The sequence below is a fragment of the Oribacterium sp. oral taxon 078 str. F0263 genome (assembly GCF_000469565.1).
Taxonomy (GTDB): domain Bacteria; phylum Bacillota; class Clostridia; order Lachnospirales; family Lachnospiraceae; genus Oribacterium.
The window spans coordinates 4,949-26,759 of the sequence record NZ_KI273106.1; the positions used below are offsets into that span (position 1 = coordinate 4,949).

General features: G+C 56.8%; 21 protein-coding genes and 1 tRNA gene. 6 read left to right on the forward strand and 16 right to left on the reverse strand.

Annotation, left to right across the window (positions count from 1 at the left end; translation table 11 throughout):
- From atpH to HMPREF1986_RS05265, 6 genes are all read right to left on the reverse strand, one after another.
- Positions 1–1,027 (reverse strand): ATP synthase F1 subunit delta (gene atpH / locus HMPREF1986_RS05240; RefSeq protein ID WP_021773740.1); only part of this gene is annotated, 1,027 nt, incomplete at its 3' end.
- A 9-nt stretch (positions 1,028–1,036) separates the two neighbouring features.
- Positions 1,037–1,525, reverse strand: a complete 489-nt coding sequence (locus tag HMPREF1986_RS05245) for an ATP synthase F0 subunit B (protein WP_021773741.1) — start codon at positions 1,523–1,525, stop codon at positions 1,037–1,039.
- 51 nt (positions 1,526–1,576) lie between these two features.
- Positions 1,577–1,792, reverse strand: coding sequence for an ATP synthase F0 subunit C (atpE, locus tag HMPREF1986_RS05250; RefSeq protein WP_009213910.1), 216 nt, complete (start codon positions 1,790–1,792; stop codon positions 1,577–1,579).
- A 33-nt stretch (positions 1,793–1,825) separates the two neighbouring features.
- On the reverse strand, positions 1,826–2,515 hold the full coding sequence (locus tag HMPREF1986_RS05255; RefSeq protein ID WP_036599436.1) for a F0F1 ATP synthase subunit A: 690 nt from the start codon (positions 2,513–2,515) through the stop codon (positions 1,826–1,828).
- A gap of 142 nt (positions 2,516–2,657) precedes the next feature.
- Complete coding sequence (locus tag HMPREF1986_RS05260; protein ID WP_021773743.1) at positions 2,658–3,938, reverse strand: SH3 domain-containing protein; 1,281 nt, start codon at positions 3,936–3,938, stop codon at positions 2,658–2,660.
- A gap of 119 nt (positions 3,939–4,057) precedes the next feature.
- On the reverse strand, positions 4,058–5,662 hold the full coding sequence (locus tag HMPREF1986_RS05265) for an NlpC/P60 family protein (RefSeq protein WP_036599441.1): 1,605 nt from the start codon (positions 5,660–5,662) through the stop codon (positions 4,058–4,060).
- A 440-nt stretch (positions 5,663–6,102) separates the two neighbouring features.
- Between HMPREF1986_RS05265 and trmB the strand changes: the two genes are divergently transcribed.
- From trmB to HMPREF1986_RS05295, 5 genes are all read left to right on the forward strand, one after another.
- Positions 6,103–6,759 carry a tRNA (guanosine(46)-N7)-methyltransferase TrmB gene (trmB, locus tag HMPREF1986_RS05270; protein ID WP_021773746.1) on the forward strand — a complete coding sequence of 219 codons (657 nt, stop codon included), beginning with the start codon at positions 6,103–6,105 and terminating at the stop codon, positions 6,757–6,759.
- A 229-nt stretch (positions 6,760–6,988) separates the two neighbouring features.
- Positions 6,989–7,061: transfer RNA gene (locus tag HMPREF1986_RS05280), tRNA-Lys, on the forward strand.
- A 117-nt stretch (positions 7,062–7,178) separates the two neighbouring features.
- Entirely contained in the window at positions 7,179–7,901 is a 723-nt protein-coding gene (locus HMPREF1986_RS05285) for a response regulator transcription factor (RefSeq protein WP_009213905.1), read from the forward strand.
- Complete coding sequence (locus HMPREF1986_RS05290; RefSeq protein WP_021773747.1) at positions 7,898–10,258, forward strand: sensor histidine kinase; 2,361 nt, start codon at positions 7,898–7,900, stop codon at positions 10,256–10,258. Before HMPREF1986_RS05285 ends, HMPREF1986_RS05290 begins: the two co-directional genes overlap by 4 nt.
- Before the next feature lie 48 nt (positions 10,259–10,306).
- Positions 10,307–11,893 carry a D-alanyl-D-alanine carboxypeptidase family protein gene (locus HMPREF1986_RS05295; RefSeq protein ID WP_021773748.1) on the forward strand — a complete coding sequence of 529 codons (1,587 nt, stop codon included), beginning with the start codon at positions 10,307–10,309 and terminating at the stop codon, positions 11,891–11,893.
- A 6-nt stretch (positions 11,894–11,899) separates the two neighbouring features.
- Here the strand turns inward: HMPREF1986_RS05295 and HMPREF1986_RS05300 are convergent, their stop codons facing one another.
- Both HMPREF1986_RS05300 and HMPREF1986_RS05305 read right to left on the reverse strand, forming a co-directional pair.
- Positions 11,900–12,577, reverse strand: coding sequence for a M48 family metallopeptidase (locus HMPREF1986_RS05300; protein ID WP_021773749.1), 678 nt, complete (start codon positions 12,575–12,577; stop codon positions 11,900–11,902).
- A gap of 211 nt (positions 12,578–12,788) precedes the next feature.
- The gene (locus HMPREF1986_RS05305; protein WP_036599440.1) at positions 12,789–13,016 is read right to left on the reverse strand and encodes an HPr family phosphocarrier protein; all 228 of its coding nucleotides are present in this window, start codon (positions 13,014–13,016) and stop codon (positions 12,789–12,791) included.
- Positions 13,017–13,277: 261 nt separating this feature from the next.
- Between HMPREF1986_RS05305 and HMPREF1986_RS05310 the strand changes: the two genes are divergently transcribed.
- Complete coding sequence (locus HMPREF1986_RS05310; RefSeq protein ID WP_021773751.1) at positions 13,278–13,790, forward strand: GNAT family N-acetyltransferase; 513 nt, start codon at positions 13,278–13,280, stop codon at positions 13,788–13,790.
- 117 nt (positions 13,791–13,907) lie between these two features.
- Here the strand turns inward: HMPREF1986_RS05310 and HMPREF1986_RS05315 are convergent, their stop codons facing one another.
- The 8 genes from HMPREF1986_RS05315 to fabF all read right to left on the reverse strand — a co-directional run bounded on the left by HMPREF1986_RS05315 (position 13,908) and on the right by fabF (position 21,720).
- Entirely contained in the window at positions 13,908–14,351 is a 444-nt protein-coding gene (locus tag HMPREF1986_RS05315; RefSeq protein WP_021773752.1) for a DUF3021 domain-containing protein, read from the reverse strand.
- 13 nt (positions 14,352–14,364) lie between these two features.
- On the reverse strand, positions 14,365–14,799 hold the full coding sequence (locus HMPREF1986_RS05320; RefSeq protein WP_021773753.1) for a LytTR family DNA-binding domain-containing protein: 435 nt from the start codon (positions 14,797–14,799) through the stop codon (positions 14,365–14,367).
- A 317-nt stretch (positions 14,800–15,116) separates the two neighbouring features.
- Positions 15,117–15,863 (reverse strand): class I SAM-dependent methyltransferase, encoded by a 747-nt coding sequence (locus tag HMPREF1986_RS05325; protein ID WP_036599443.1) that lies wholly within the window; start codon positions 15,861–15,863, stop codon positions 15,117–15,119.
- 112 nt (positions 15,864–15,975) lie between these two features.
- A complete protein-coding gene (locus HMPREF1986_RS05330; RefSeq protein WP_021773756.1) occupies positions 15,976–17,460 on the reverse strand; it encodes a UxaA family hydrolase in 1,485 nt (494 codons plus the stop codon).
- 196 nt (positions 17,461–17,656) lie between these two features.
- Positions 17,657–19,162 (reverse strand): tagaturonate reductase, encoded by a 1,506-nt coding sequence (locus HMPREF1986_RS05335; protein WP_021773757.1) that lies wholly within the window; start codon positions 19,160–19,162, stop codon positions 17,657–17,659.
- Positions 19,163–19,447: 285 nt separating this feature from the next.
- A complete protein-coding gene (locus tag HMPREF1986_RS05340) occupies positions 19,448–19,981 on the reverse strand; it encodes a MarR family winged helix-turn-helix transcriptional regulator (protein WP_021773758.1) in 534 nt (177 codons plus the stop codon).
- 9 nt (positions 19,982–19,990) lie between these two features.
- Positions 19,991–20,437 (reverse strand): 3-hydroxyacyl-ACP dehydratase FabZ, encoded by a 447-nt coding sequence (fabZ, locus tag HMPREF1986_RS05345; RefSeq protein ID WP_036599446.1) that lies wholly within the window; start codon positions 20,435–20,437, stop codon positions 19,991–19,993.
- A gap of 50 nt (positions 20,438–20,487) precedes the next feature.
- Positions 20,488–21,720 (reverse strand): beta-ketoacyl-ACP synthase II, encoded by a 1,233-nt coding sequence (gene fabF / locus HMPREF1986_RS05350; protein WP_021773760.1) that lies wholly within the window; start codon positions 21,718–21,720, stop codon positions 20,488–20,490.
- Positions 21,721–21,811: the final 91 nt, after the last annotated feature.

Genomic DNA, 21,811 nt, shown 5'->3' on the forward strand with positions numbered 1-21,811 from the left:
CGGTCTGGCGGTCCCCGATGATCAGCTCTCTCTGTCCCCGTCCGATCGGGAACATGGAGTCGATCGCGAGGATGCCCGTCTGAAGCGGCTCACTGACCGATTTTCGGTCTATGATGCCGGGGGCCGGCTGCTCGATCGCGCGGTAGCCGTCCGCCGGGATCTGTCCCAGTCCGTCTACCGGGGCGCCGAGTGCGTCGATCACCCTTCCGAGATACTGATCCCCCACGGGAATCCCGGCCCGCTTCCCTGTTCTTATCCCGCGGGATCCCTCCGCGATATCCGCCTCATCCCCGAAGAGGATGACGCCGATCCGATCTCTTTCGATATTCTGCACCATGCCCTTCACGCCGCTGTCAAAGAGGATGACCTCTCCGTACATGGCGTGATCCAGTCCGTCCAGGATGACGATGCCGTCCCCGACGCTCTCCACAAAGCCGATCTCCTTCTTCTCGGCCTTCAGATCGAAGCTGTCGACGGAACTCCTCAAAATCGTCATGATATCCGCGTCGCTCGTCAGAGAGGATCGGGTATTTTGGATCTCCTGGAGAAACTGCTCTCTCCTCCCCCGGGTACTCCAGTCGTACTGGTCATTCCCGACCTCCAGGATAAAGCCTCCTCCGAGGGATTCATCCTTTTCCAGCTCAAAGCGGGTATGATTCATCTGATAGCGGTCTGTGACGAACTTCTTGATCTTCAGAAGCTGCTCCTCCGTCGGCTTCGTCACATAGCGAAGCTTCACCCGGAGAGTCGTCGCCTCCGCGTTGGAGAGCTTCTGATACTCATCCGCGATCTCCTGCCAGGAGGATACGGAATTATCGTCGACAAGCAGCTTCAGGATATCCCTGACCTCGGCGGGAAATACGCTGTCTATGATCTCGTGGCGTTTTTCCAGCGGAATCATCGGGTCCGCGAGCTGGGAGGAGGTCTCCGGCAGTACCTCAAAGATTCTGCTGCTCTCCTCGATGACGCTCTGCGAAACCTTCATCCTGTTCAGCTGCTTCGCATACTCTATCGTTTTCTGAAGCATATTCCTCCCTTAATCCCCCTTGCCCGCATCCTTCAGGAAGGTGTCATAGAGCTTACTGTCATTCTCGCTGGAATCCTTCGAGGCCGCGATCTTGTAGGCCGCCTGCGCGACGAGGAGCGCCATCTGCTCCTGCATCTCATGCTGCTTGGCCTTCGCCTCCTTCTCTGCCTCCAGCTTGGCATCGCTCAGGATTCTCTCCGCCTTCTGCCTCGCATTGCCGATGATCTCATCGTACTCCCGAGAGGCCTCGAGCTTCGTCTTCTCAAGCTGCTCCCTGCGCTCTGCCTCTACGCCGTTCATGCTTGTCTCGTACTGTTTCCGGAGCTCCTCCGCCTGCCGCTTCGCCTCCTCCGCATCCTTATAGGAGCTGTCAATCTCGCCCCGGCGCTTCTCCAGCACCTCCCGCACCGGCTTAAAGAGAAAGCGGTGCAAAAAATAATACAGGATCAGGAGATTGATCACTGTGAAGATAATATTGGTAAGTTCTACGCTGAGCATCCCTTCTCCTTCCCTCTCCCGGCTCCCGCCAATCCCTTAAGCAAGCCGTTCCTACTTTAAAAAGAAGATAATCAGGATGCCTATGACGAGACCATAGATGGCGGTCGCCTCCGCAAGAGCACAGCCCATCACCAGAGTCGTCGTGATCTTCTGGCTGGCCTCCGGCTGTCTCGCCACCGCCTCCACCGCCTTTCCGGTCGCAAGTCCGATGGAGATTCCCGCTCCGATACATGCCAATGCTGCGATTGCAGCTCCCAATGCTACCATAACCCTACCTCCGTTTCGTAGATTATCCGCCCCTTATTCCCCGACCTCTTCCTTGATGTAGAGAGAGGTCAGAAAGACAAAGACATAAGCCTGAATCAGTCCGTCAAAGATGTCAAAGTAAAGGCTCAGAACCGCCGGGAGTCCCACCGGGACCACGAGCTTTACCAGCTCCATAATGACAAAGGCCCCGAGCACGTTTCCGAAAAGCCGCATGCAAAGGGAGAGGGGACGAATGAAAAGCTCCAGGATATTGATCGGCGTCACGATGGCCACAGGCTTTGTGAAGCTCTTGAGCCACCCCCCCGCGCCGAGCGCACGAATCCCGGCAAATTCCACCAGAAAGATGCTCATAAGGGAGAGGGCGATCGGAACATTCAGATCCTTGGTCGGCGGCTTCACACCGAATATGCCGATCAGATTCGCAAGGCCGATGTAGAGGAGTACGACCGCCATATAGCTTCGGTACTCCCTTCCCTTCTCCCCCAGCATTTCCCCCGTAAAGCTGTCCAGCCGGCTCACAATCAGCTCCGAGAGAAGCTGCCTCCTCCCCGGATTCCGCACCTTCAGATTGGAACCGAGATAAAACGCGGCGGCGATCAGCAGTACCATGACGGCCCAGCTGATTACGACCGACTCAGAGATTCCGATCCCTCCGAAGATGGGTATCGTAAAGACGGTCTTCACCTTCAGCTCATTCAGAAGCTCCTCCGCAAGCTTTTGCATCCCTTTCCCTCCCCCTTTTGTCCCGGAAGACATTTCATTATATACCCTGTAAATATTTATTCAAGGGACTTTCTCAAAGTCGAGACAAAGGGAGGGAACGACCCCTGCAGCATGGCCGTCCCCTCCTCTTTCTTTTCTCCCGTCAGGCCGCGGCCGTACTGGAGGAAAGCGCGTTGGGGAGCGTTGCCTGTGTCCCCGCCTCCGCACTGCTCAGAGCTGCCGCATTGGTGATCGCGGCGGCCTCCTCCACGCGGAGATAGCGCTTTGCGACATAGGCGTCCTGTCCATTGTAGTCGATGATCGCCCAGTCATTATCGTAATCGCCCTTGTAGTGGACCTCCGTCCCCCCTTCGAGCCTCGTCAGAATCTCGGAGCCCTCCGTGCTCGGCTTCGTCCGGACCCTGAGTCCCTCTGCCGCGAAATACCGCTTCGGACTCTCCGTCGTGACCGGAGCTGTCGTCTCAGGGGCCTGCGTCTCGGCCGCACTGCTGTCCGCCTCGGAGGAGCTTTGCTGCGCCGCCGGCGCCGTAGTCTGCGTATTCTTCTTGGAACCGCCGCTCACAAAGGCGCGGATCAGGAAGAAGAGAAGGATCAGACAGAGAATCGGAACCGCGATTTTCAGGATGTTGTAGATGTCAATCTCATAGACATCCTGGCGCTCAGAGCCCCTTCGCTTTCCCGCTCCCGTACTTCCCGCATTCCGGCCGCCCGTCCTGAGGCCTGTCGTCTTCTGCGCGGCATTCCTCCTTGGGGTATTGCGAAGCGGCCTTGCCGGGCGTTCCCCGAGGCGTCTGCCCGTCCCCGTGTTCCTCGTGTTCCGCCCCGTGGACACGGATCGGCTCATCTCCCTCGCTCTCTCCGATCCGCTCCTGCCGGAGGAGCCCGAACTCGGATTCGCCTCCTTGAAATGGAGCGCACTGATCGGGATCTCCACTCGGCCGGTCACGGCGGAGGCTCTCCGGCGCTCAAACGGCTGCTCCAGGGATGGGGATTCCGGCGGCTGTTCCTCCGCCCCCTCTCCGGGCTGCTCTTCTCCCCCGGAAACCGCCGCGCTGTCCGCCTTGCTCCGTCTGGGCTGGTCCCGATCCACATAGGCCGAAAGCTCCTCACGAATCAGATGGAAGGACTCATTGGCGTCCTCCGGGGACACCCCCTCTCCGGAATCTCCGATCGAGCGGATCCTGTGATAATTGTCCCGGGTCTTCGCACCGATCAGACGGTTGTCGTAGAGCTGGTCGATATCCCCCTCCAGCTCGCCGGAGACAAGGACAGCCTTGTCGATCTGAATCCTCACCAGACTCTTCAGAATCTCCCTGTTCAGAACAGCCGCGTCCTGATATCTTCCCCTGGAGATCAGGTTCTGCGCATCATTCAGCTGCACCCGGATATTTCCCCAGATACTGTTCTCTCTCGATGTTGGCATCGGTTTACCTCCTTCTGCCTATGCTGGTCCCTCCTATCATAATATTTATATTTTGGCATTGCAAGGAGATGTTCGATAAGAGCGGTTCTCTGTGTACAGCAGTCCCCGCCGTACAAAGCTCAGGAGAAAATCCTCCAGCCGGCGATAAAGTGGCTCGCCCACCAGCCGTTCAGACTTCTGTTTACGACGCGGCCGTTGGAGGAGGAGGCATCGATGACTCCACCTCCGCCCGTCGCGATCCCGACATGCCCTGATACAACGATAATATCTCCGGCCTGCAGCTCCCCGTAGGAGACCCTCTTGAAACGGCCCGGGCTCCTCCAGCCGGCGGAGGACATATAGGAAATCCCCACACCGGACTGGTTTAAGCACCAGTAGACGAAGCCGGAGCAGTCAAAGGAGTTCGGCCCTTTCGAGCCCCAGACATAGGGGCAGCCGATCTTTGAGGAGGCGACGGAGATCAGTCTCCCCGCGGAGCCGGATACCGTCGCTCCTCCCCCTCCCGTGCTCTGCTGGACGGGAACCGAATCCGCACCGCTTCTTCCCTGTGAGCCTCCGCTCCCGCTCCTTCCGCTTCTTGCCGGCGTCTTCTTCGGCTGCTCCTTCGGCTTGGACTTCACATTGCCGGAGCCGAGCTTCGCGAGCGTCTGCGCGCCCGCCATGCCGTCGGCATTCAGCCCGTTCCTGGACTGGAAGTCGGCGACCGCCTGCTTCGTCAGCTCCCCGAAATAGCCCGAGGCCTTCTCCTGCGGGAGGTAGCCGTATTTCGCGAGGAGCTTCTGAAGATTCGCGACCTCGTCCGACTGCTCTCCCAGCCGCATGCCGTAGGGCTTTGCGCTGTCCGAGTCGAGCGAGGCTCTGGTATCCGGTCCCAGGTAGCCGTCGACGATCTGATCATTTCTCGACTGAAAGGCCCGGATGGCATTCTGCGTGCTCTGGCCGAAATTTCCGTCCGCGCTGCCGGACATATAGCCGAGCGCAATGAGACGCGCCTGATACTTCTTTACGATGTCGCTCTGCTCTCCGAGGGCAATGATATTCGCCTTTACGTTGTCGGAATAGAGCAGCTCATCCGTGGACTGTCCCACCGTGCCGTCGACCTTTAAGCCGTTGACCTCCTGCATCTTCTTCACTGCGGTCTCCGTCACCGCATCGAAGCTTCCGTTGATCTGGCTCGCCTCCGTCAAATAGCCGAGATTGTAGAGGCGGTACTGGACATTGGTGATGTCATTTCCCTGAAAGCCGAGCTTCGCCGCATAATGCGGGGCGGAATCCGCCATCAGAGCGTCCCAGGTGCTCACACCCGTGATGCCGTCCATAGGCATCCCGACCTGTCTTTGGAAATACTGTACGGCCTTTGAGGTGGCATCCCCATAGTAGGTGGTGGGCTCATCCACATCCATATAACCGAGATCCATGAGGCGCTGCTGCAGATCCCGGACAACGGAATTGATGACGCCGACGGTCAGATTGACCGGCGCGAGCTCCTCCGCGTTCTGATCGATCGTCACCCCGTCCACAGAGGGAAGAACATTGCCGTTGACCCCGAGTGCGGCCACGGCCCGGACCGCCTCCGTCTCCTCCGCCGTCGTCACGACAATATCGGTCTCCGAAGCGGAGCTGTCACTTTTTTCTCCCACCCGCCTTTCGCAGCCGGAAGCGGCAAAAAGCAGCGCCGCCGCAAAAAGGGACAGTCCCTTTCTCCATAAAATCTCTCTTCTCATCTTCTCTTCTTCCTCCTTCCGCCGTCCCGAAAGCGCTCCCCGCTTCCCGGCGAAAGCTTCTTCCCTCTCTATACCATGACAGAAAAACCTTGATTCCCACTTTCCCAAATCACTGCCGGAAACGCGATCCTCCCGATGGAGTCTGCGTTTCCCCGGCCCGGCCTTCTCCCGTCTTTCTAATTCTCCGAAGATTTGTAATTATAACATAGGCCCCGGCCCCTTGTCCCCATAAAATTTGATCTGCCCCGGGAAGAGGGAAAATCAGGGGCAAAGCAGCTTAAGCGGCACCCTGCTCTGTTAAGCACCTGTCTTCCTTTGGAGCGGCCGCCTGATCGCAGGACACCTTCAATACCGGGCGCTGCCTTGACTTTTTAGATGCGGCCATTATACTTGTGCGTGGTTTTCTATGGAAATATTGCGGCAAAGCGGAGGGCCGGAGCATGCGTTTACGCCATATTGCAGGATCAGAGGACTTTGTCCTTCAGTCGGACGCCGCAGTGCAGGAGCCCGCTCGCTTTCGGGGGAGATGGAAGGAGGATTTCTTCCGAAATGATGCGCCGATCCATATCGAGATCGGGATGGGAAAGGGGCGCTTTCTGATAGAGCTCTCCCTTCTCCATCCGGAAATCAATTTCCTCGGGATCGAACGCTACGACAGCGTTCTCATGAAGGCAATCCAAAGGAGGAAGCGGGCCGAAAAAGAGGGGGCGGACTTTTCGAATCTCTCCTTTCTGAGCATCGACGCGAGGCTCCTCCCGGAAGTCTTTTCGGAAAATGAAATCAGCCGGATCTACCTGAACTTCTCCGACCCCTGGCCGAAGACACGGCAAAAAAACCGGCGCCTCACAAGCCCGGTCTTCCTCCGAATCTACCGGAGCTTTCTGAAAGCGGAGGGAGAGCTTCGCTTTAAGACAGACAATGAAGCACTCTTTCGCTACTCTTTGGAGAGCATCTCCTCCTCCGGCTGGTCCCTCCTCGAAAAGACAGAGGACCTCCACCGAGATCCCGTCCTCTCCCGGGGGAATGTCATGACAGAATATGAGAAGAAGTTCTCCGAAAGAGGAAATCCCATCTTCGCGCTCTACGCAAGGCCCTGAGCGCTTCCCCGTCTATCCTCTCCCGCCCATCCTCTTTCGTTCCAGAACGCGAGGACGCAGAAGCCTCCCGATCCTCATTATGGAAGTGGGGAAAAGCCTCCGGGAACTCCCTTTTTCCCATTCCCGGAGGATCCCCGCGGCGGCCTTAAATTTTTTTGAAAATCTCTTGACTTTTCCCCGCGGCTTTTGTATATTTATGAGCGTCGCCGGAGGGCGGCACAGTATAAAAGCGCCCTTAGCTCAGTTGGTAGAGCAGTAGACTCTTAATCTATTTGTCCAGGGTTCGAGTCCCTGAGGGCGCAGCAGTGCGGAGGAGCGAAGGCTCCTCCGCACCTTTTCTTGCAGGAAGAAATAGTATACAATAGAACACAGGCCTGCTTTTTGAACAGGAAGACGGATTTCAGGAACAGGAGGACGGCATGCAGACCATTCTAGTTTGTGATGATGATAAGCAAATCGTGGAGGCGATCTCCATTTACCTGGCCGGAGAGGGTTTTCGGCTTCTGAAGGCCTACGACGGCTATGATGCCTTAAAGATTATGGATCAGGAGAAGGTGGACCTCCTGATTATCGATGTCATGATGCCGGGTCTGGATGGGATCCGCACCACACTCAAGATCCGCGAGAAAAGCTCCATCCCCATCATTATCCTCTCCGCAAAGGGCGAGGACAACGACAAGATCCTGGGGCTGAACATCGGCGCGGATGACTATATCACGAAGCCCTTCAACCCCCTCGAGATGGTGGCCCGCGTAAAGTCCCAGCTCCGGCGCTACACCCAGCTTGGGAATATCGGCGAAGCCGGGAACCTGGACAGCATTTATTCGAGCGGCGGTCTCGTCATCAACGACGACACCAAGGAGGTGACGGTGGAGGGAGAGCCGGTAAAGCTCACTCCGATCGAGTACAATATTCTCCTCCTCCTCGTAAAAAATGCGGGAAAGGTCTTCTCCATCGACGAGATCTATACCTCGATCTGGAACGAGCAGGCGATCGGAGCGGACAATACGGTCGCGGTGCATATCCGGCACATCCGGGAGAAGATCGAGATCAATCCGAAGGAGCCCCGCTACCTGAAGGTGGTCTGGGGAGTCGGATATAAGGTCGAGAAGCAGACGAGCCTAGAGGATCCCAGAAAATGAAGCGAATCCTGGCAGCCTCCGTCAACGCCTTCTCCATCCTTTTGGTCCTCGCGGGCATCATTACGCTGGCCTTAAACTCCGAGCAGAGCGGGATTTTGGCATCTCTCTCCCACCCGGATTACTTGGATTCTCCCGTCTTTGAGACGCAGGTTTCCGAATCTGTCAACGATATCTTTGACTACATCGATCTCAAGGATATCTTCGAAAACGGCAGCGCCCTGGATCTGAACCGGACCATCGCGCAGAGCGAGACGGCAGGCGCGTCCCGCTCCTACAGCTTGGACTATCTGATCAAATACGCCCGTTCCATGGGCTATTATCTCAACGAAAAAAATGAGATCCGGGACGATGGTCCCGCGACCGTCACAAAGCTTCAGGACGAAAAACAGCATCAGATCCGCGTAACCTACCGGGCTTACATGCCAAACTACCAGCCCAGCAGTCCCTCCGACGGCCTCATGAGCCTCGGAAAGCTCGCCCAGGAGACGCTGAGCTATCTCGCAAAATACTACGCGGTCCGCTCCGAGTTCTTCGATCAGCCGACGAATCTCCGCTTCTATGCCTCCTACTCCGGCGACGGGAAATCGACGAGCTATACCAATGCGCCGGAGCTCAGCATGGAGACTCTCTCCCAGTCCGGAAAATATCTCTATACCGATTCCGAGACGCTGGAGTTAAGCTCAAACATGAAGACTCCTCCGAACCTGGTTCCCCTCCTGCAGGCGAGAAATCCCTATCAGAACGGCTCCTACCTCTTTGCGGTCAGCATCGACACGGATTTTCCGAGCCAGGATGTCTACGCACTTGCGGCGGCCCGCTATCACTCCCATCACGTCAACACCGTGGTGGGGCTTGTGTTGCTCTTCTTCGGACTTTTCGCCTGTGCTGTGAGCTTCTGCGCGCTCCTCATGCTCACCGGGAGGACCGCGGAATCCGGGAAGATCCATCTCTACCCCACGGATCGTCTGCCCTCAGAGCTCCCGATCCTCCTTTTCCTTCTCTGGATTCCGGCCTCCGGTGCGCTCAGCCGCGCTCTCCTCGCCTCTCTCGAGAATTTCACCGGGAGCATGGAGCACTGGGATTACTGGCACGGCGCCCTCCGCCTCTTTTTCCGCTATCTCTTCTTCCTGCCTCTCTGCCTCTCTCTCGCGAGAAACTATAAGGCAGAAACTCTCTGGGAATACTCCTTCCTCCGAAGGATGCTCCTCGTCATAGAACACTACATCCGCTCCGCGGCGCTCACGGCTCCGCGCTTCTACAGCATCCTCCTCTTCCTGCTCCCCAATCTCTCGGGGCTTTTGCTGATCGGACTCCTCCTCTACCGCTTCTTCACCAGGGCAAGCCTCTTCTGCTTTCTGGTCGCATCGGCCCTCTTCCTGATTCTCCTCGCCATCGACTTCTATGCCTGGAGGATCGCCACCGGTCTCAGCAAGGCGGTGAACGAGCAGGTGAAGTCCGAGCGGATGAAGGCCGATCTCATCACCAATGTCTCCCACGATCTGAAGACTCCCCTCACCTCCATCATCAACTATGTGGATCTCCTGAAGAGGGAAAAGATCGAAAATCCCAGGGCGGCGGAGTATCTGGAGGTGCTGGATCAGAAGGCAAACCGTCTGAAAACTCTGACGGAGGACCTCGTGGAGGCCAGCAAGGCAAGCTCCGGCAATGTATCGATCGAGCTCACAGAGCTCGACTATGCTGCGATGGTGCAGCAGGCGCTCGGCGAATTCGAGGAGAAGATGAAAGCGGCGAAGCTGGATGTGATCCTGAATGTGCCGGGGCAGCCCGTGCTCATCCTGGCGGACGGAAGAAGGCTGTGGAGAGTGCTGGAAAATCTCATGAATAACTGCTGCAAGTATGCGCTCCGCGGAAGCCGCGTCTATGTGGATGTCCGGGAGGAGGAGGACACTGCCTCCTGCACGATCAAAAATATCTCGGAGGCCCCCTTAAACATCTCCGCGGAGGAGCTGACCGAGCGTTTCGTCCGGGGCGATGTCAGCCGGACGACCGAGGGCTCCGGTCTGGGTCTCTCCATCGCGAAGAGCCTAAGCTCCCTCATGAAGGGACGGCTCGAGATCTCCATCGACGGAGATCTCTACAAGGCCGCGGTCATCCTGCCAAAGCCGCACCGAAATGAGGAGGCGGGAAGGCCGGGGACCGTCCCAGATGCAGAGAGCGCCATGGAGAAAACCAATGAAGCCGTAGCGGAGCAGGTGAGAGAGCTCACAGCGGAGCTCCCGGAGATCGATTCCAGACTCGCAAAGCTCTCATCCAGAGAGAACGGGGAAGAAGAGCAGAGCGAAGAAGGACAGGGTAAAGAAGAACAGGCCGAAGAGAAAGAGAAAAACAAAGACTGAGACAGAGAAACAGAGAAGCCGGGAGGAGAGATCGAGAGAGGAGGTCTTATGAAAAAGAAAAGAGAACGCTTCCGCGCCGCTCTCCTGCTTCTTCTGCTCCTTGCGGGGATTTTCCTCCGGATCGGGAGCGAGGGGATCGCTTTCGCCGCGGGGGGAAGCTGGCCTTCGCCCCCGGCGGATATCCAGTCCAACGGAGCGATCCTGATCGACTCCGATTCCAACGCGGTGCTCTACGCCAAAAATGAGCACGAGCATTACTTCCCCGCCTCCATCACAAAGGTGCTCACCGCCGTCGTGGTCCTGGAGCATGTGAAAAATCTCGATGAAAAACTGACCTTTTCCAGCTCCGCGACAAGCGGAAATCTGGAGGCAAATTCCACCGTCATCGGAGCGGTGCCGGGGGATAAGCTGAGCGTGCGGGACTGTCTCTACAGCCTGCTCCTGCACTCCGCAAATGACTGCGCCAATGCGCTCGCGGAGCATGTGGCGGGCTCCAATGAGGCCTTCGCCGAGCTGATGAATCAAAAGGCCGCGGAGCTCGGCTGTACGGACTCCCACTTCATGAATCCCTCCGGCCTCGACAACCCGGATCACTATACTAGCTGCGCGGATATGGCAAAGATTTTGCAGTATGCCATCAAGAATCCGACCTTCCGGCAGATCGACAGCACACAGGTCTATACGCATGCGCCGATCAGCAAGTATCCGGATATCGGCGCGAAGGAAAATACCATCTACGCCCACCACCACATGATGCGGCGGGCCTACCGGGACTTCTATAACGGAGTCTTCGCCGGTAAAACGGGATATACCATGACGGCGGGGAATACACTTGTGACGGCATGCAAAAGAAATAATATGACCCTGATCTGCGTCATCCTAAACGGCCATCACAGTCAGTATTCCGACACCAGGAAGCTCTTCGACTTTGCCTACGACAATTTCAGCTCCATCCCCATCTCAAAGAGCGACTCCCCCTACGCCTCTTTGCAGAACAATCTCAAGGTGGACGGGATCCCTCTTGTGAATGCTCTGGAGCTCTCCATCGGCGAGTCCGACCACATAACGCTCCCAAAGGATGTGGAGTTCCAGGAGCTCGACTCCTCGCTCAGCTATGAGCTCTCCGAACGGGAAAAGTCCGACGGCTCCATCGCGAGAGTGGACTACCGCTTTCAGGATCACACAGTGGGCATCGCCTATGTAAAGCTTCTGGACCGCTCTGAGAATGCGGGAGGAGATACGGCGGAGGACGCGGTGAATGCCGCGGAGGCCTTCACGGAAAGCATGCCGGGCACAATCCGCTCTGAGCGCTCTGGGGAAGAGGAGTCCACGGTGGCGGGGCAGCTCTCCAGAGAGAACAGAAGGAGCCAGGCTCCCCTCATCTTCGACAAAAAGGGCGGGCGCATCATCGTCCAGAAGCCGATCCTGCGGGTCCTCGCCATCCTTCTCGCGATCGTGCTCATCCTTCTCCTTGCCTTCCTGATCCTCTATCTCTATCAAAGACAGGAGGAGTTCACGAGGAAGCGCCGGAGAAGCCGGATGCTGAAGCATACCAGAGATCTCACGCGGGAGCAGAAGGCCCGCAGGGATCTGATGCTCGGGAAGCGAAGCGGAAGAAATAAAAGAAGATTCTGAGGGGCATCAACCCTTCATCCGGCCGATCAGCTTCGCGCCGTTTACGCGGAGCCAGTCCCTGCGCTCCCGGTAATCCGGAAGCTCCTCCTCCACAAGAGCCCAGAAATTCGGGGAATGATTCATTTCCCGGCGGTGACAGAGCTCATGGACTACAACGTAATCTAAGACCTCCAGGGGGCAGAGCATGAGAAGGCAGTTAAAGTTCAGATTCCCCGCCGCCGTACAGGAGCCCCAGCGGGTCTGCTGATTCCGTATTCTGATCTTCCCATAGTCCACGCCGATTCTTTCGGCATAGTATCGGACTCTCTCCGGTATGCTCTCCTCCGCCTGATCTGCCAGCCTTCGGAGCTCCTCTGTCCCGATCGGAGGGAGGCTCCGGCGCTGCTCCGCCTCCATCGCCCGTTTCTCCTGATGACTGATGATCCAGTCCACCCTGCTCCCGAGAAAACGGTGAATCTGCCGCTCGGAAAGCCGGAACGGGGCCCTGACGAGGATTTCACCGTTCCGGTCGACCTCCACGGAGAGGCTCCTCCGATCACTTCGCTTCAGCTTCGCGTGAAGCTCCGTCCCCGGAATCTCCAAAAGCTTCGCGGACAGAGCACGGTTTGCGAACATGCAGGGAAGCGCTCTTTTTCTTCTGCCCGGGTCTGCCTCCCCTTCTTTTTTTCCGCTTTTCCGCTTCATCCCTTCCCCCTTCTCTCTATCTCCCAAAAAGGCATCGGGTATTCTTCTCCCCGAGCTCTCCCAGGATACGCATCGGCCGTTTCCGTAGGGAATCCGGCCCCGCAAAAAATCCCCTCTGGCAAAAAACCCCGGGGTAATATTTACCCCAGGGTCTCTGCAAATTGCCGATCAATGAATGGATCTCTCCCCGCCGGATGGCGGGGCGGATTCCTTAAACCAAATAATCCGAAAACGTATTTTTCATGTACGGCAGCTCCTCAGAAGCTGCTGTCAGCTGTAGGATCTTCCCGACGCCAAGATACAGGATTCCGAGAATGGACTTCGCATCCACTACCCGGCTTCCCGCGCTCAGATTGATATCGAAAGGAAGTCCTGACGCCTTCTTCACGAAATCATCCGCCCCCGCGGCGCTGGGGATCATTACATTTAATGTGCTCATTTTCGTTCCTCCTGAAGCTTTCTCCGAAAACATAGCTCTCGTTATTCTCCCTGTTTCTGTCCTCTACTCTATCCCCCATCTTCATTTATCAGGCCTCTCTATGGGGTGGCAGATATATTACCATCTCCTTTCAACGTTTACAATGGGCAAAGCTCACAATTTTCAAGATCTCTCTTCCTATTTAAAGGCTTTTTCTGCTATACTGTAATCGTAAAACCCGAGAATACAGCCGGAAACGGCCGCGAGGAAAGGGGGATTTCTATGTTTAATTTTGATCGTTTTGAATTCCGCGATGTAAGACCGTCCGAGATCGATGAGACCGCAGAAATCGAGCTCCTCTGTTTTCCGGAAAACGAAGCCTGCAAGAGAGAACATATGGCGGAACGCGTGAAAACCGCCCCGGAGACCTTCCTCATCGCCTATGATCGGATCAATGGGAAAATCGCAGGCTTTCTCACGGGACTCGCCACAGAGGAGGAGAGCTTCCGGGATGAGTATTTCACGGATGCCTCTCTCCACGATCCAAGGGGAAAGACCGTCCTCCTTCTCGGTCTGGATGTCCGCCCCGAGTACCGGCATCATGGTCTTGGCAGCGAGCTCATGCAGCGCTACATCAAAAGAGAGCGGGGAAGGGGCCGCTCTCTTCTGCTTCTGACCTGCCACAGCCAGCTCGTCGACTTCTATGAGAACCTCGGCTTTGAGGATCTCGGAATCGGAAGCTCCAGCTGGGGAGGCGTGCGCTGGCACGATATGCTCCGAAGGCTCGGAGATTAGGGAAGCAAAAGACTCGGCTTCGCCCGGGTGGCTTCCGCCGACCTCCCTTCGGGAGGCACTTCTCTTCGAGAAGTGGTCAAGATCGCTCCGAGTCTGCCTGATGGCAGACTTCTACGCTTAGTCTTCTTTCATTTCGCGGATCCTCTGGTTCATCTTCCCGGCGAGCCTCCTGTAATACCAGGCATAGCCGAGCCAGATCAAAAATGCGAGCAGCAGCTCCCCTGCGAGGTAGAGCAGCATCGCCCCGAGCCCTTGTCCCGTCGGAATCCATCCCGCCCAGAGGGCTGCCGCCGTATACACGCTGCAGCCTATCCCCATATGAACGAGGGCCTTGAGCGGAAGCGGCATGTCGCTCCCCTCGTAGATCGCGGACGGCGCTCCGAAGCCGATCCCTATCAGGATCGTGGCGATAAACATCCTGCTGTAGGCGTAGTGTGTCAACACAAAATTCCCCTGGGAGGAGCGGTCGATCAAAAAGCCCACCGCACCGAAGATAAAGCTTGCAACTCCGATTCCCATCGCCGCATTCATAATTCCGCTTTTCCATATACTTTTTTTCATCTTTCTCCTCCTCTCATATCCCAAGATAATTCCGGAACGCTTTCAGATATTTCCGGGTGACATAATCCCGGCAGCCGTTCTTCAGCTTCAGGGAGAGTGTACCGCTAAAGCCCGCCTCCACACTGTCCAGATAGCTCAGATTGACAAGCGTCGTCTTCGATATCTGGAGGAAGCGATTCCCGAGCTGCTGCGCGATCTCGTATAGCCTCTTTCTGGATCGGTAGCGCTGATTCCTCCCATAGAGAAGGGTCTCTCCGCCCTCAATCCGGACCATATACAGCTCCTCCGGCTGCACGATTCGAAGCGTATCTCCCTCCCAGGCTGCGATCACCGTCCCGGCGGCGCCAAGGAGCTCCAGCGCCTTTTGCACCTCCTCCGTCACAGCGGAAGCATAGATCACGGCACAGGCCTCCCCGCAGCCCTCTGTAATTTCCACACGCACCTTCATGATTTTCCTTTCCCTCTTTACTGTCTTCCCTTCTCCTCCCGCGGCATCCTTTCCTGCCTCTCCTTCTCCCTTTGCTTCCGCTTGTCCTTACTATAGCGCAGGGGGCGCATTCCTGTCCCGCATTCTCCGCTAAGATGCAGAAAAAGGCAGCTATGCTGCCTTTTTCCATCGCTGATCTGAAATATAAGTGTGGATATATCACTCTCCCGCACCGATAGATCCCATCGCCAAAGCGATCGATGCCGCATCGGATCAGAAAACACTATGGCAAAACACCGGGAGTCTGCGGATTTATGCTTATCCTGTATGCTCTAGGCTCATTTAACGCTCCATGTGGCGATATAGCTTGCTATATTATGCTCATGAAGATTTCCCTCTCCGTTCGTGTCATCATAAAGACTTTTCAGGGTGAAGCCGGCCTCTAGCTGTCCATTGATCTGTTCCTCGATCGTGTGAGAAAACTGAATCCCTCCTCCGCTTTCTCTTAGCTGTCTGAGATGATCCTCATTTTTCAATGGATTAAACGGAAGCGTATTCACGATCCTTTGTTCTTCGGCATCAAATAGATAGTTGATTCCGATATCCAATCCTGAGAGCAGCGATCCTCCCCTCTTCAGCACGCGGAAGCACTCTCTCCAAATCGGCTTAACCTCTTCTACATAGCAATTTGAGACAGGATGAAATATCAAGTCAAAGCGATCCTCTTCGAAGGGTAAGGGCTTTGTCATATCCGCCTGAATAATCGTTATGGCATAGCCTTCCCTTTTTGCGACGATCCTCTCACTCTCGATCTGTCTGTCCGAGTAGTCAAGAACGGTGCAGTCCGCCCCAAGAGCAGCAAATATGGGTATTTGCTGTCCGCCTCCGCTGGCTAAGCCCAATACTTTTTTCCCCTTTGTTTCTCCCAGCCATTCCCTGGGGACATTCTTTGTCGGCGTCAGCTTAAGCTCAAAGTCTCCATTCAGGGCCCGCAGGTATTCTTCATGTGAGATATATCTCCCCCATTCCCAGCCTTTATCGACCCATGAATCTATCATGGCCGCATTGATCCTTGTATAGTTCATAATGCTTCTCTCCCTCTCTTTTTCGCGGGTAAATCTTATCATAGCACATAATGCCGCACTCATCCACTCAGCCATCTTTTTCAGCGGTCCTCCCGTCGGGAGAGAAAGCATCTTACAGTATTACTCCGTCCTTAAAGATCGAGATTTCCCGGCAGTCATGCTCCTCGCTCCTGGTCTTTTTCCCGGAGGCCGCCTCCTTTACGAAATTCCAGAGGCGCTCCGCGGCGCTTTCGATGGATTCCCCGGAGGATGCGACAGTTCCCGCGTTGAAGTCAATCCAATTTTTCTTCCGCTTCGCGAGGCTGTCGTTGCTGGACAGCTTCATCGTCGGCGCCGGGGCGCCGAAGGGGGTCCCCCGTCCCGTCGTAAAGAGAATCAGCTGACAGCCGGCAGCGGTCAGATTCGTCGCGGACACCAGATCGTTTCCGGGCCCCCAGAGAAGACTGAGGCCCTGCTTTTTCGCGCTCTCCGCGTAGCCGAGCACATCGACGATCGGCGCTCTCCCGCCCTTTTGCACGCAGCCGCAGGATTTATCCTCGAGAGTTGTAATCCCCCCCTCCTTGTTTCCGGGGCTCGGATTCTCATAGACCTGCTCATGATGGCTCAGAAAATATTCCTTAAATCCGTTCAGCATATCGGACGCCTTCCGGAAGACCTCCTCGTTCTCACAGCGGGGGAGGAGCATCTCCTCCGCACCGAACATCTCCGGAACCTCGGTGAGCACCGTGCTTCCTCCCTCCGAGATCAGACGATCCGAGAGACGCCCCACCACAGGATTTGCCGTGATGCCGGAGAGGCCGTCGGAGCCCCCGCACTTCATTCCGATGAGCAGCTTGTCAACTCCGAGGGGCTGCCTCTGAAAGCGACCGGCATAGTCCGAAAGCTCCATGAGAAGCTTCCTCCCGTCCTCCAACTCATCCTCCGTATCCTGGCAGATCAGGAAGCGGACTCTCTCCCTGTCATAAGACCCGAGCTCGGTGAGAAACTGCTCGTGGGTCAGATTCTCACAGCCCAGAGAGAGTACCAGTACGCCCCCCGCGTTGGGATGCCGGACGAGAGCCGCGAGAAGCTTCCGCGTCATCCTGTGATCCTCCCCGGTCTGAGAACAGCCGAAGGGATGGGGGAAGGAGTAGAGCCCTTCGATGCTCCCCTGCACAAGATCCTGATTCTCCCGGACGAGCGCCTTCGCGATATCATTTACACAGCCTACTGTCGGGATGATCCAGAGCTCATTTCTCGTAGCGGCTCTCCCGTCCGATCGGAGATATCCGAGGAAGCTCTCCGTCTCCCTCCTTTTAAGCGCGGGATGGGAAGGACTGTAGCGGTATTCCAGCTCAGCGGAGAGATTGGTGGCCATATTGTGGCTGTGAACCCATTCTCCGGCCGCGATCTCCCGCGTCGCATGGCCGATGCGGCAGCCGTATTTTATGATATCCGCTCCCTTCTTCAGGGAAAAAAGAGCGAATTTGTGCCCCTGCGGGATATCCTCTCTCAGCCTGACGGAGATCCCATCCACCTTGAGCTCGCTTCCCGCGGAGATCGGCCGGATCGAAACCGCGACATTGTCCTCCGGATTGATATGCACAAACTCTGCCATATTTCTCCTCCTCTTCCAAAAGCTCTCTCCCGGGCAGCGGAGACATGATCGATCTACCGTGTCCGCCTCTCAGGGGCGGAAAAGAGACGCCGCGTTCCGTCTATCCTAGGCGACTTCCTCCTCCCGGGAAAAGAAATTCCCCGCGGAAAGTTTGCCCCGGGACGCTCAGTCCATCAATCCCGCGGCCCTTCCTCCCTCAGGCCTCATCTCCTGCGGCAAGGGCAAAGGCCGCCCCCGCGCCGTCCCTTCGGATCCGCCTGAGATTTTCCAGTGTCAGCGGATAAAGCCCCGGGATCTCCTTGAGATCCCTGCCCCAGAAGTCCTCTCTCCCCATTCCGTCAAGGAGAAGGCTCTCCGGGGAGGCATTCCTCCTCTCCCAGAAGAAGTCGAGCACCGCCTTGTCATCCTTTATGCGGTACTCCTCTCCGTCCGGCCTTTCCGCGAGGACGGCGTCCTCCTCCCTCTGCTTAAGCCCATTGGAGTAAAAAGCGAAATAAAACGCGAGGCTCATCGCGAGACATTTCGGAAGTTTCCCGAATTTCTCATGGTACTCGAGCAGAGAGGGCAGATTCCTCGCCCTCCACTTCGAGGTGGAATTCAGGGAGATCGAGAGCAGCTGATGGTCCACAAAGGGGTTCCGGAAGCGGTCCTCCACGGCCGAGGCGAAGCGCTCACAGTCCTCCCTGTCCAGGGGCAGGATCGGGATGATCTCCTCCTTGAGCATCTTATTCAGAAAGCCGAGGATCACGGGATCCTGCACGCAGTCTCTCACGATATGAAAGCCCGCAAGATACGCGCCGAGCACAAAGCCCGTGTGCGCCCCGTTCAGGATGCGAACCTTCCGCTTCTTATAGGGGGCGACCTCCGGGACCACATGAACATTGAGACCGGCCCTATGGAAGGGAAGCTTCTCCGCGAGACTCTCCGGTCCTTCGATATACCAGACGCCGAAGACCTCCCCGACATCCGCGAGCGGATCGCTGTAGCCGTTCTCCCGGTCCAGTCTCTGCCGCTCCTCCTCGCTCCGGATCCTCCCCGGCACAATCCTGTCCACAAGGGTAGAGCAGAAGAGGTTCTCCTTTTCCAGCCAGCTTCCGAAATCCGCCCCGAGCTTCCACTCTTCGCCATGACGCTCCACGAGCTTCTTCAGCTCCTTTCCGTTATCATCGATCAGCTCGCAGGAGAGGATGACAAGTCCCTCCCGCCCCGCCCGGAATCTCTCATAGAGAAATCTCGTGAGCTTCCCGGGGAAGGAGCGCGGCGGCCTGTCCTCAAAGCGGGTATCGGGATCGTATACGATGCCGGCCTCCGTCGTATTGCTCACGATATACTGAAGCTCCGGGGATTTTGCGAGCTCCAGAAACTCCCGGAAGCCCTCCTCCGTATAGGGGTTCAGGCAGTTCTTTACCGCAGAGACCACGCGCCTTTTATCCACTCTCTCCCCCTTCTCCATACCGCGGAGATAAAGAGTGTAGAGCCCCTCCTGCTGATTCACGAGCTCCGTAAGTCCCTGGGCGATCGGCTGCAGCATTGTGATCTTTCCCTGCCATCCCGCCCTCTCATTCGCCATATCGAACCAGTAATCCGAGAAGGCGCGGAGAAAATTCCCCTCCCCGAACTGCAGGACCTTTACCGGAGCATCCCGAAGGATATACCCCTGATATCCGCTTTCCTTCAAAACCTCATAATTTAATTTCTCCATGGAAATCCCGCTTCCTTTCCCTCTCTCCGTGCCGTTGTCCGCTGCTTGATCCGCGCTGAGCGGACATCCCGCTGTCCCGCGGAAAAGCAGCCGTCCGCATGCAAAGCCTCTGCTCTCAGCGCTGTTTCTGCTGTTTCTGCTGTTTCTGCTGTTTCTGCTATTATCGCTTCTGCCCGCTGTTCTTGTGCTTATGTAAGCGCTTACATTTTATGTAATAATAATACCCTCCGAAGAGGGCAAAGTCAATAGGCTTCCGGAAAGAAGAGAGGGAAGACGAGCAGAGGCTCAGTCCGGGGAGCGGAGAAAACGTTTGATCTCCAGCTCCGGCATCAGCTCCTCCGTAATGATGGTGAGCATCTCCTCCAGCTTTTCCAGCTCCTCCGGGGCGAACCTCTCCCGGCAGCGCCGCTCTACGATCTTCGCATAGCTGCTGCTCAGCTCATAATACTCCCAGAATCTCCTCGTGGGACGGAGATGATACTCCCTCCGGTCGCTCTCGGAGCGGACCTTCTCGATATAGCCCTTCTGTATGAGGGCATTCACCTTATAGGCCGCATTCGGGGCAGAGATCCCCATCATACCGGCAAACTCCTGTACGGTGGGCTCCCCCAGAGCGCGGATGCACTCCATGCTGTAGGATTCCACCGTCGTAAGCGTCGCCTCCCGCTTCTCGAAGCGGGAGAAAACCTGCATATAAAAATAGATTCGAAACTTGTTGTAAAGCTCCACGATGACATCGCTGAATTTCATGACTTCTATCTGCTCTCCGCCGCAATCCGCCTTATCATTCCCCTCCGGCCCCGCCGCCCCCCTTCTCATCCCGAGGCATCAGCCTATCATAAAAGTGAGCTCCGCGGAGACCGCGATTTTCCCGTCGATCCTCGCCTCTGCCTTTCCGATCCCGACCGGGCCATGCATGCGGCAAAGCTCACAGCGAAGCTCGAGCACATCGCCGGGGCGGATCTTTTGACGAAATCTCGCATTCCTGATCCCGCCGAAAAAGGCGAGCTTTCCTTTGTTCTCCGGCATGCTGAGAAGCGCCACCGCACCGGTCTGCGCAAGGGCCTCGATGGCGAGGACCCCCGGCATCACCGGATAAGCCGGAAAATGCCCCTGGAAAAAGCCCTCATTCCCGCTGACACATTTCCGCGCCAACGCATAGCTCCCCGGCTCATAGTCGAGCACTCTGTCGATCAGGAGAAAGGGATAGCGGTGCGGCAGGATTTTCTGTATGCCGTCGATATCGAGCTCCCGAGGCTTCCTCTCTGCCTCCATGCTCTCTGATTCCATCTTTTCCGGATCTCTCATCTTTCCCTCCTCTCTCCCTATGCTTTTTTGAAGATCAGGCAGGCGTTATGTCCGCCAAAGCCAAGCGAATTCGAGAGCACATACTGAAGATCCCCGCTTCGTCCCTTATTCGGAACATAGTCCAGATCGCAGTCCGGATCCGGCACAAGGAGATTCTTCGTCTGGGGGATATAGGCATCCTCCAGAGCCTTTACGGAGAAGACCGCTTCCACAGCCCCCGCGCCGCCGAGCAGATGCCCGGTCATGGACTTTGTGCTGGAGACCGGAATTCGATGGGCAAACTCTCCGAAGACGGCCTTGATCGCCGCTGTCTCCCCGAGATCATTCAGGTGTGTGGATGTACCGTGCGCATTGATATAGCTGATCTCTTCGGGCCGAATCCCCGCATCCTTCAGCGCGAGTCTCATGCACTCCGCGCCGCCCTCCCCGTTCGGGGCCGGGGAGGTGATATGATAGGCATCGCAGTTCGCCCCATATCCGACGATCTCCGCGTGAATCCTCGCTCCCCTCTTTATGGCATGCTCTCTCTCCTCGAGCACAAGGATGCCGGCGCCCTCCCCCATGACGAAACCGCCCCGTTCTTTATCGAAGGGAATGCTGGCCCGCGCGGGGTCCGATGCCGTGGAGAGCGCCTTCATGCTGGAGAAGCCGCCGATGCCGAGCTCCGAGATCGAAGCCTCCGTGCCGCCGGTCAGCATCGCATCCTCATAGCCGTCCCGGATCCGATGGAAGGCATCGCCGATCGCATTGGAGCCGCCGGCGCAGGCCGTCACCGGGCAGCTGCACATGCCTCGGAGCTCGTAGCGGATCGCGATCTGCGCCGCCGCCATATTGGAGATGGCCATCGGGATAAAGAAGGGATTTACCCTTTCAAAGCCCCGTTTTTCACCCTTGCTGTGCTCCTCCTCGATGGTTTTGAGTCCTCCGATACCGGAGGAGACGATCACCCCGATGCGGGTCGGATCGATGGCAGAGCGCAGTCCGCTCTCCTGCATCGCCTGCTCCGCGGCGATCAGCGCAAACTGGGTAAAGCGCGCCATATGCTTTAATTCGCGCTTGTCCAGGATCTCCTCCGGATGAAAATCCCTGACCTCCGCCGCGAGCTTTACCGAAAAACCTTCCGTATCAAAGCAGCTGATGGGGGCGATCCCGCATTTTCCATCCCGGATCGCATCCCAGCTCTCCTTCACCGTATTTCCCGTCGGATTCACTGTGCCAAGCCCGGTGATGACCACCCTTCTTTTTTCCATCTTTCTCTCCTTCCTGCTTCTTCCTGTAGTTCCTGCCCGCGGCGGGAGCCTTAAAAACGGACCCGCTCTTGCTATTGGCTCTTTTTCTGTC

What these genes read in the sequence shown, in the direction of transcription:
- HMPREF1986_RS05245 (WP_021773741.1), bottom strand. Translation starts at nt 1,525, where the DNA reads ATGCTCAGCGTAGAACTTACCAATATTATCTTCACAGTGATCAATCTC.
- atpE (WP_009213910.1), bottom strand. Translation starts at nt 1,792, where the DNA reads ATGGTAGCATTGGGAGCTGCAATCGCAGCATTGGCATGTATCGGAGCG.
- HMPREF1986_RS05255 (WP_036599436.1), bottom strand. Translation starts at nt 2,515, where the DNA reads ATGCAAAAGCTTGCGGAGGAGCTTCTGAATGAGCTGAAGGTGAAGACC.
- HMPREF1986_RS05260 (WP_021773743.1), bottom strand. Translation starts at nt 3,938, where the DNA reads ATGCCAACATCGAGAGAGAACAGTATCTGGGGAAATATCCGGGTGCAG.
- HMPREF1986_RS05265 (WP_036599441.1), bottom strand. Translation starts at nt 5,662, where the DNA reads ATGAGAAGAGAGATTTTATGGAGAAAGGGACTGTCCCTTTTTGCGGCG.
- trmB (WP_021773746.1), top strand. Translation starts at nt 6,103, where the DNA reads ATGCGTTTACGCCATATTGCAGGATCAGAGGACTTTGTCCTTCAGTCG.
- HMPREF1986_RS05285 (WP_009213905.1), top strand. Translation starts at nt 7,179, where the DNA reads ATGCAGACCATTCTAGTTTGTGATGATGATAAGCAAATCGTGGAGGCG.
- HMPREF1986_RS05290 (WP_021773747.1), top strand. Translation starts at nt 7,898, where the DNA reads ATGAAGCGAATCCTGGCAGCCTCCGTCAACGCCTTCTCCATCCTTTTG.
- HMPREF1986_RS05295 (WP_021773748.1), top strand. Translation starts at nt 10,307, where the DNA reads ATGAAAAAGAAAAGAGAACGCTTCCGCGCCGCTCTCCTGCTTCTTCTG.
- HMPREF1986_RS05300 (WP_021773749.1), bottom strand. Translation starts at nt 12,577, where the DNA reads ATGAAGCGGAAAAGCGGAAAAAAAGAAGGGGAGGCAGACCCGGGCAGA.
- HMPREF1986_RS05305 (WP_036599440.1), bottom strand. Translation starts at nt 13,016, where the DNA reads ATGAGCACATTAAATGTAATGATCCCCAGCGCCGCGGGGGCGGATGAT.
- HMPREF1986_RS05310 (WP_021773751.1), top strand. Translation starts at nt 13,278, where the DNA reads ATGTTTAATTTTGATCGTTTTGAATTCCGCGATGTAAGACCGTCCGAG.
- HMPREF1986_RS05315 (WP_021773752.1), bottom strand. Translation starts at nt 14,351, where the DNA reads ATGAAAAAAAGTATATGGAAAAGCGGAATTATGAATGCGGCGATGGGA.
- HMPREF1986_RS05320 (WP_021773753.1), bottom strand. Translation starts at nt 14,799, where the DNA reads ATGAAGGTGCGTGTGGAAATTACAGAGGGCTGCGGGGAGGCCTGTGCC.
- HMPREF1986_RS05325 (WP_036599443.1), bottom strand. Translation starts at nt 15,863, where the DNA reads ATGAACTATACAAGGATCAATGCGGCCATGATAGATTCATGGGTCGAT.
- HMPREF1986_RS05330 (WP_021773756.1), bottom strand. Translation starts at nt 17,460, where the DNA reads ATGGCAGAGTTTGTGCATATCAATCCGGAGGACAATGTCGCGGTTTCG.
- HMPREF1986_RS05335 (WP_021773757.1), bottom strand. Translation starts at nt 19,162, where the DNA reads ATGGAGAAATTAAATTATGAGGTTTTGAAGGAAAGCGGATATCAGGGG.
- HMPREF1986_RS05340 (WP_021773758.1), bottom strand. Translation starts at nt 19,981, where the DNA reads ATGAGAAGGGGGGCGGCGGGGCCGGAGGGGAATGATAAGGCGGATTGC.
- fabZ (WP_036599446.1), bottom strand. Translation starts at nt 20,437, where the DNA reads ATGGAGGCAGAGAGGAAGCCTCGGGAGCTCGATATCGACGGCATACAG.
- fabF (WP_021773760.1), bottom strand. Translation starts at nt 21,720, where the DNA reads ATGGAAAAAAGAAGGGTGGTCATCACCGGGCTTGGCACAGTGAATCCG.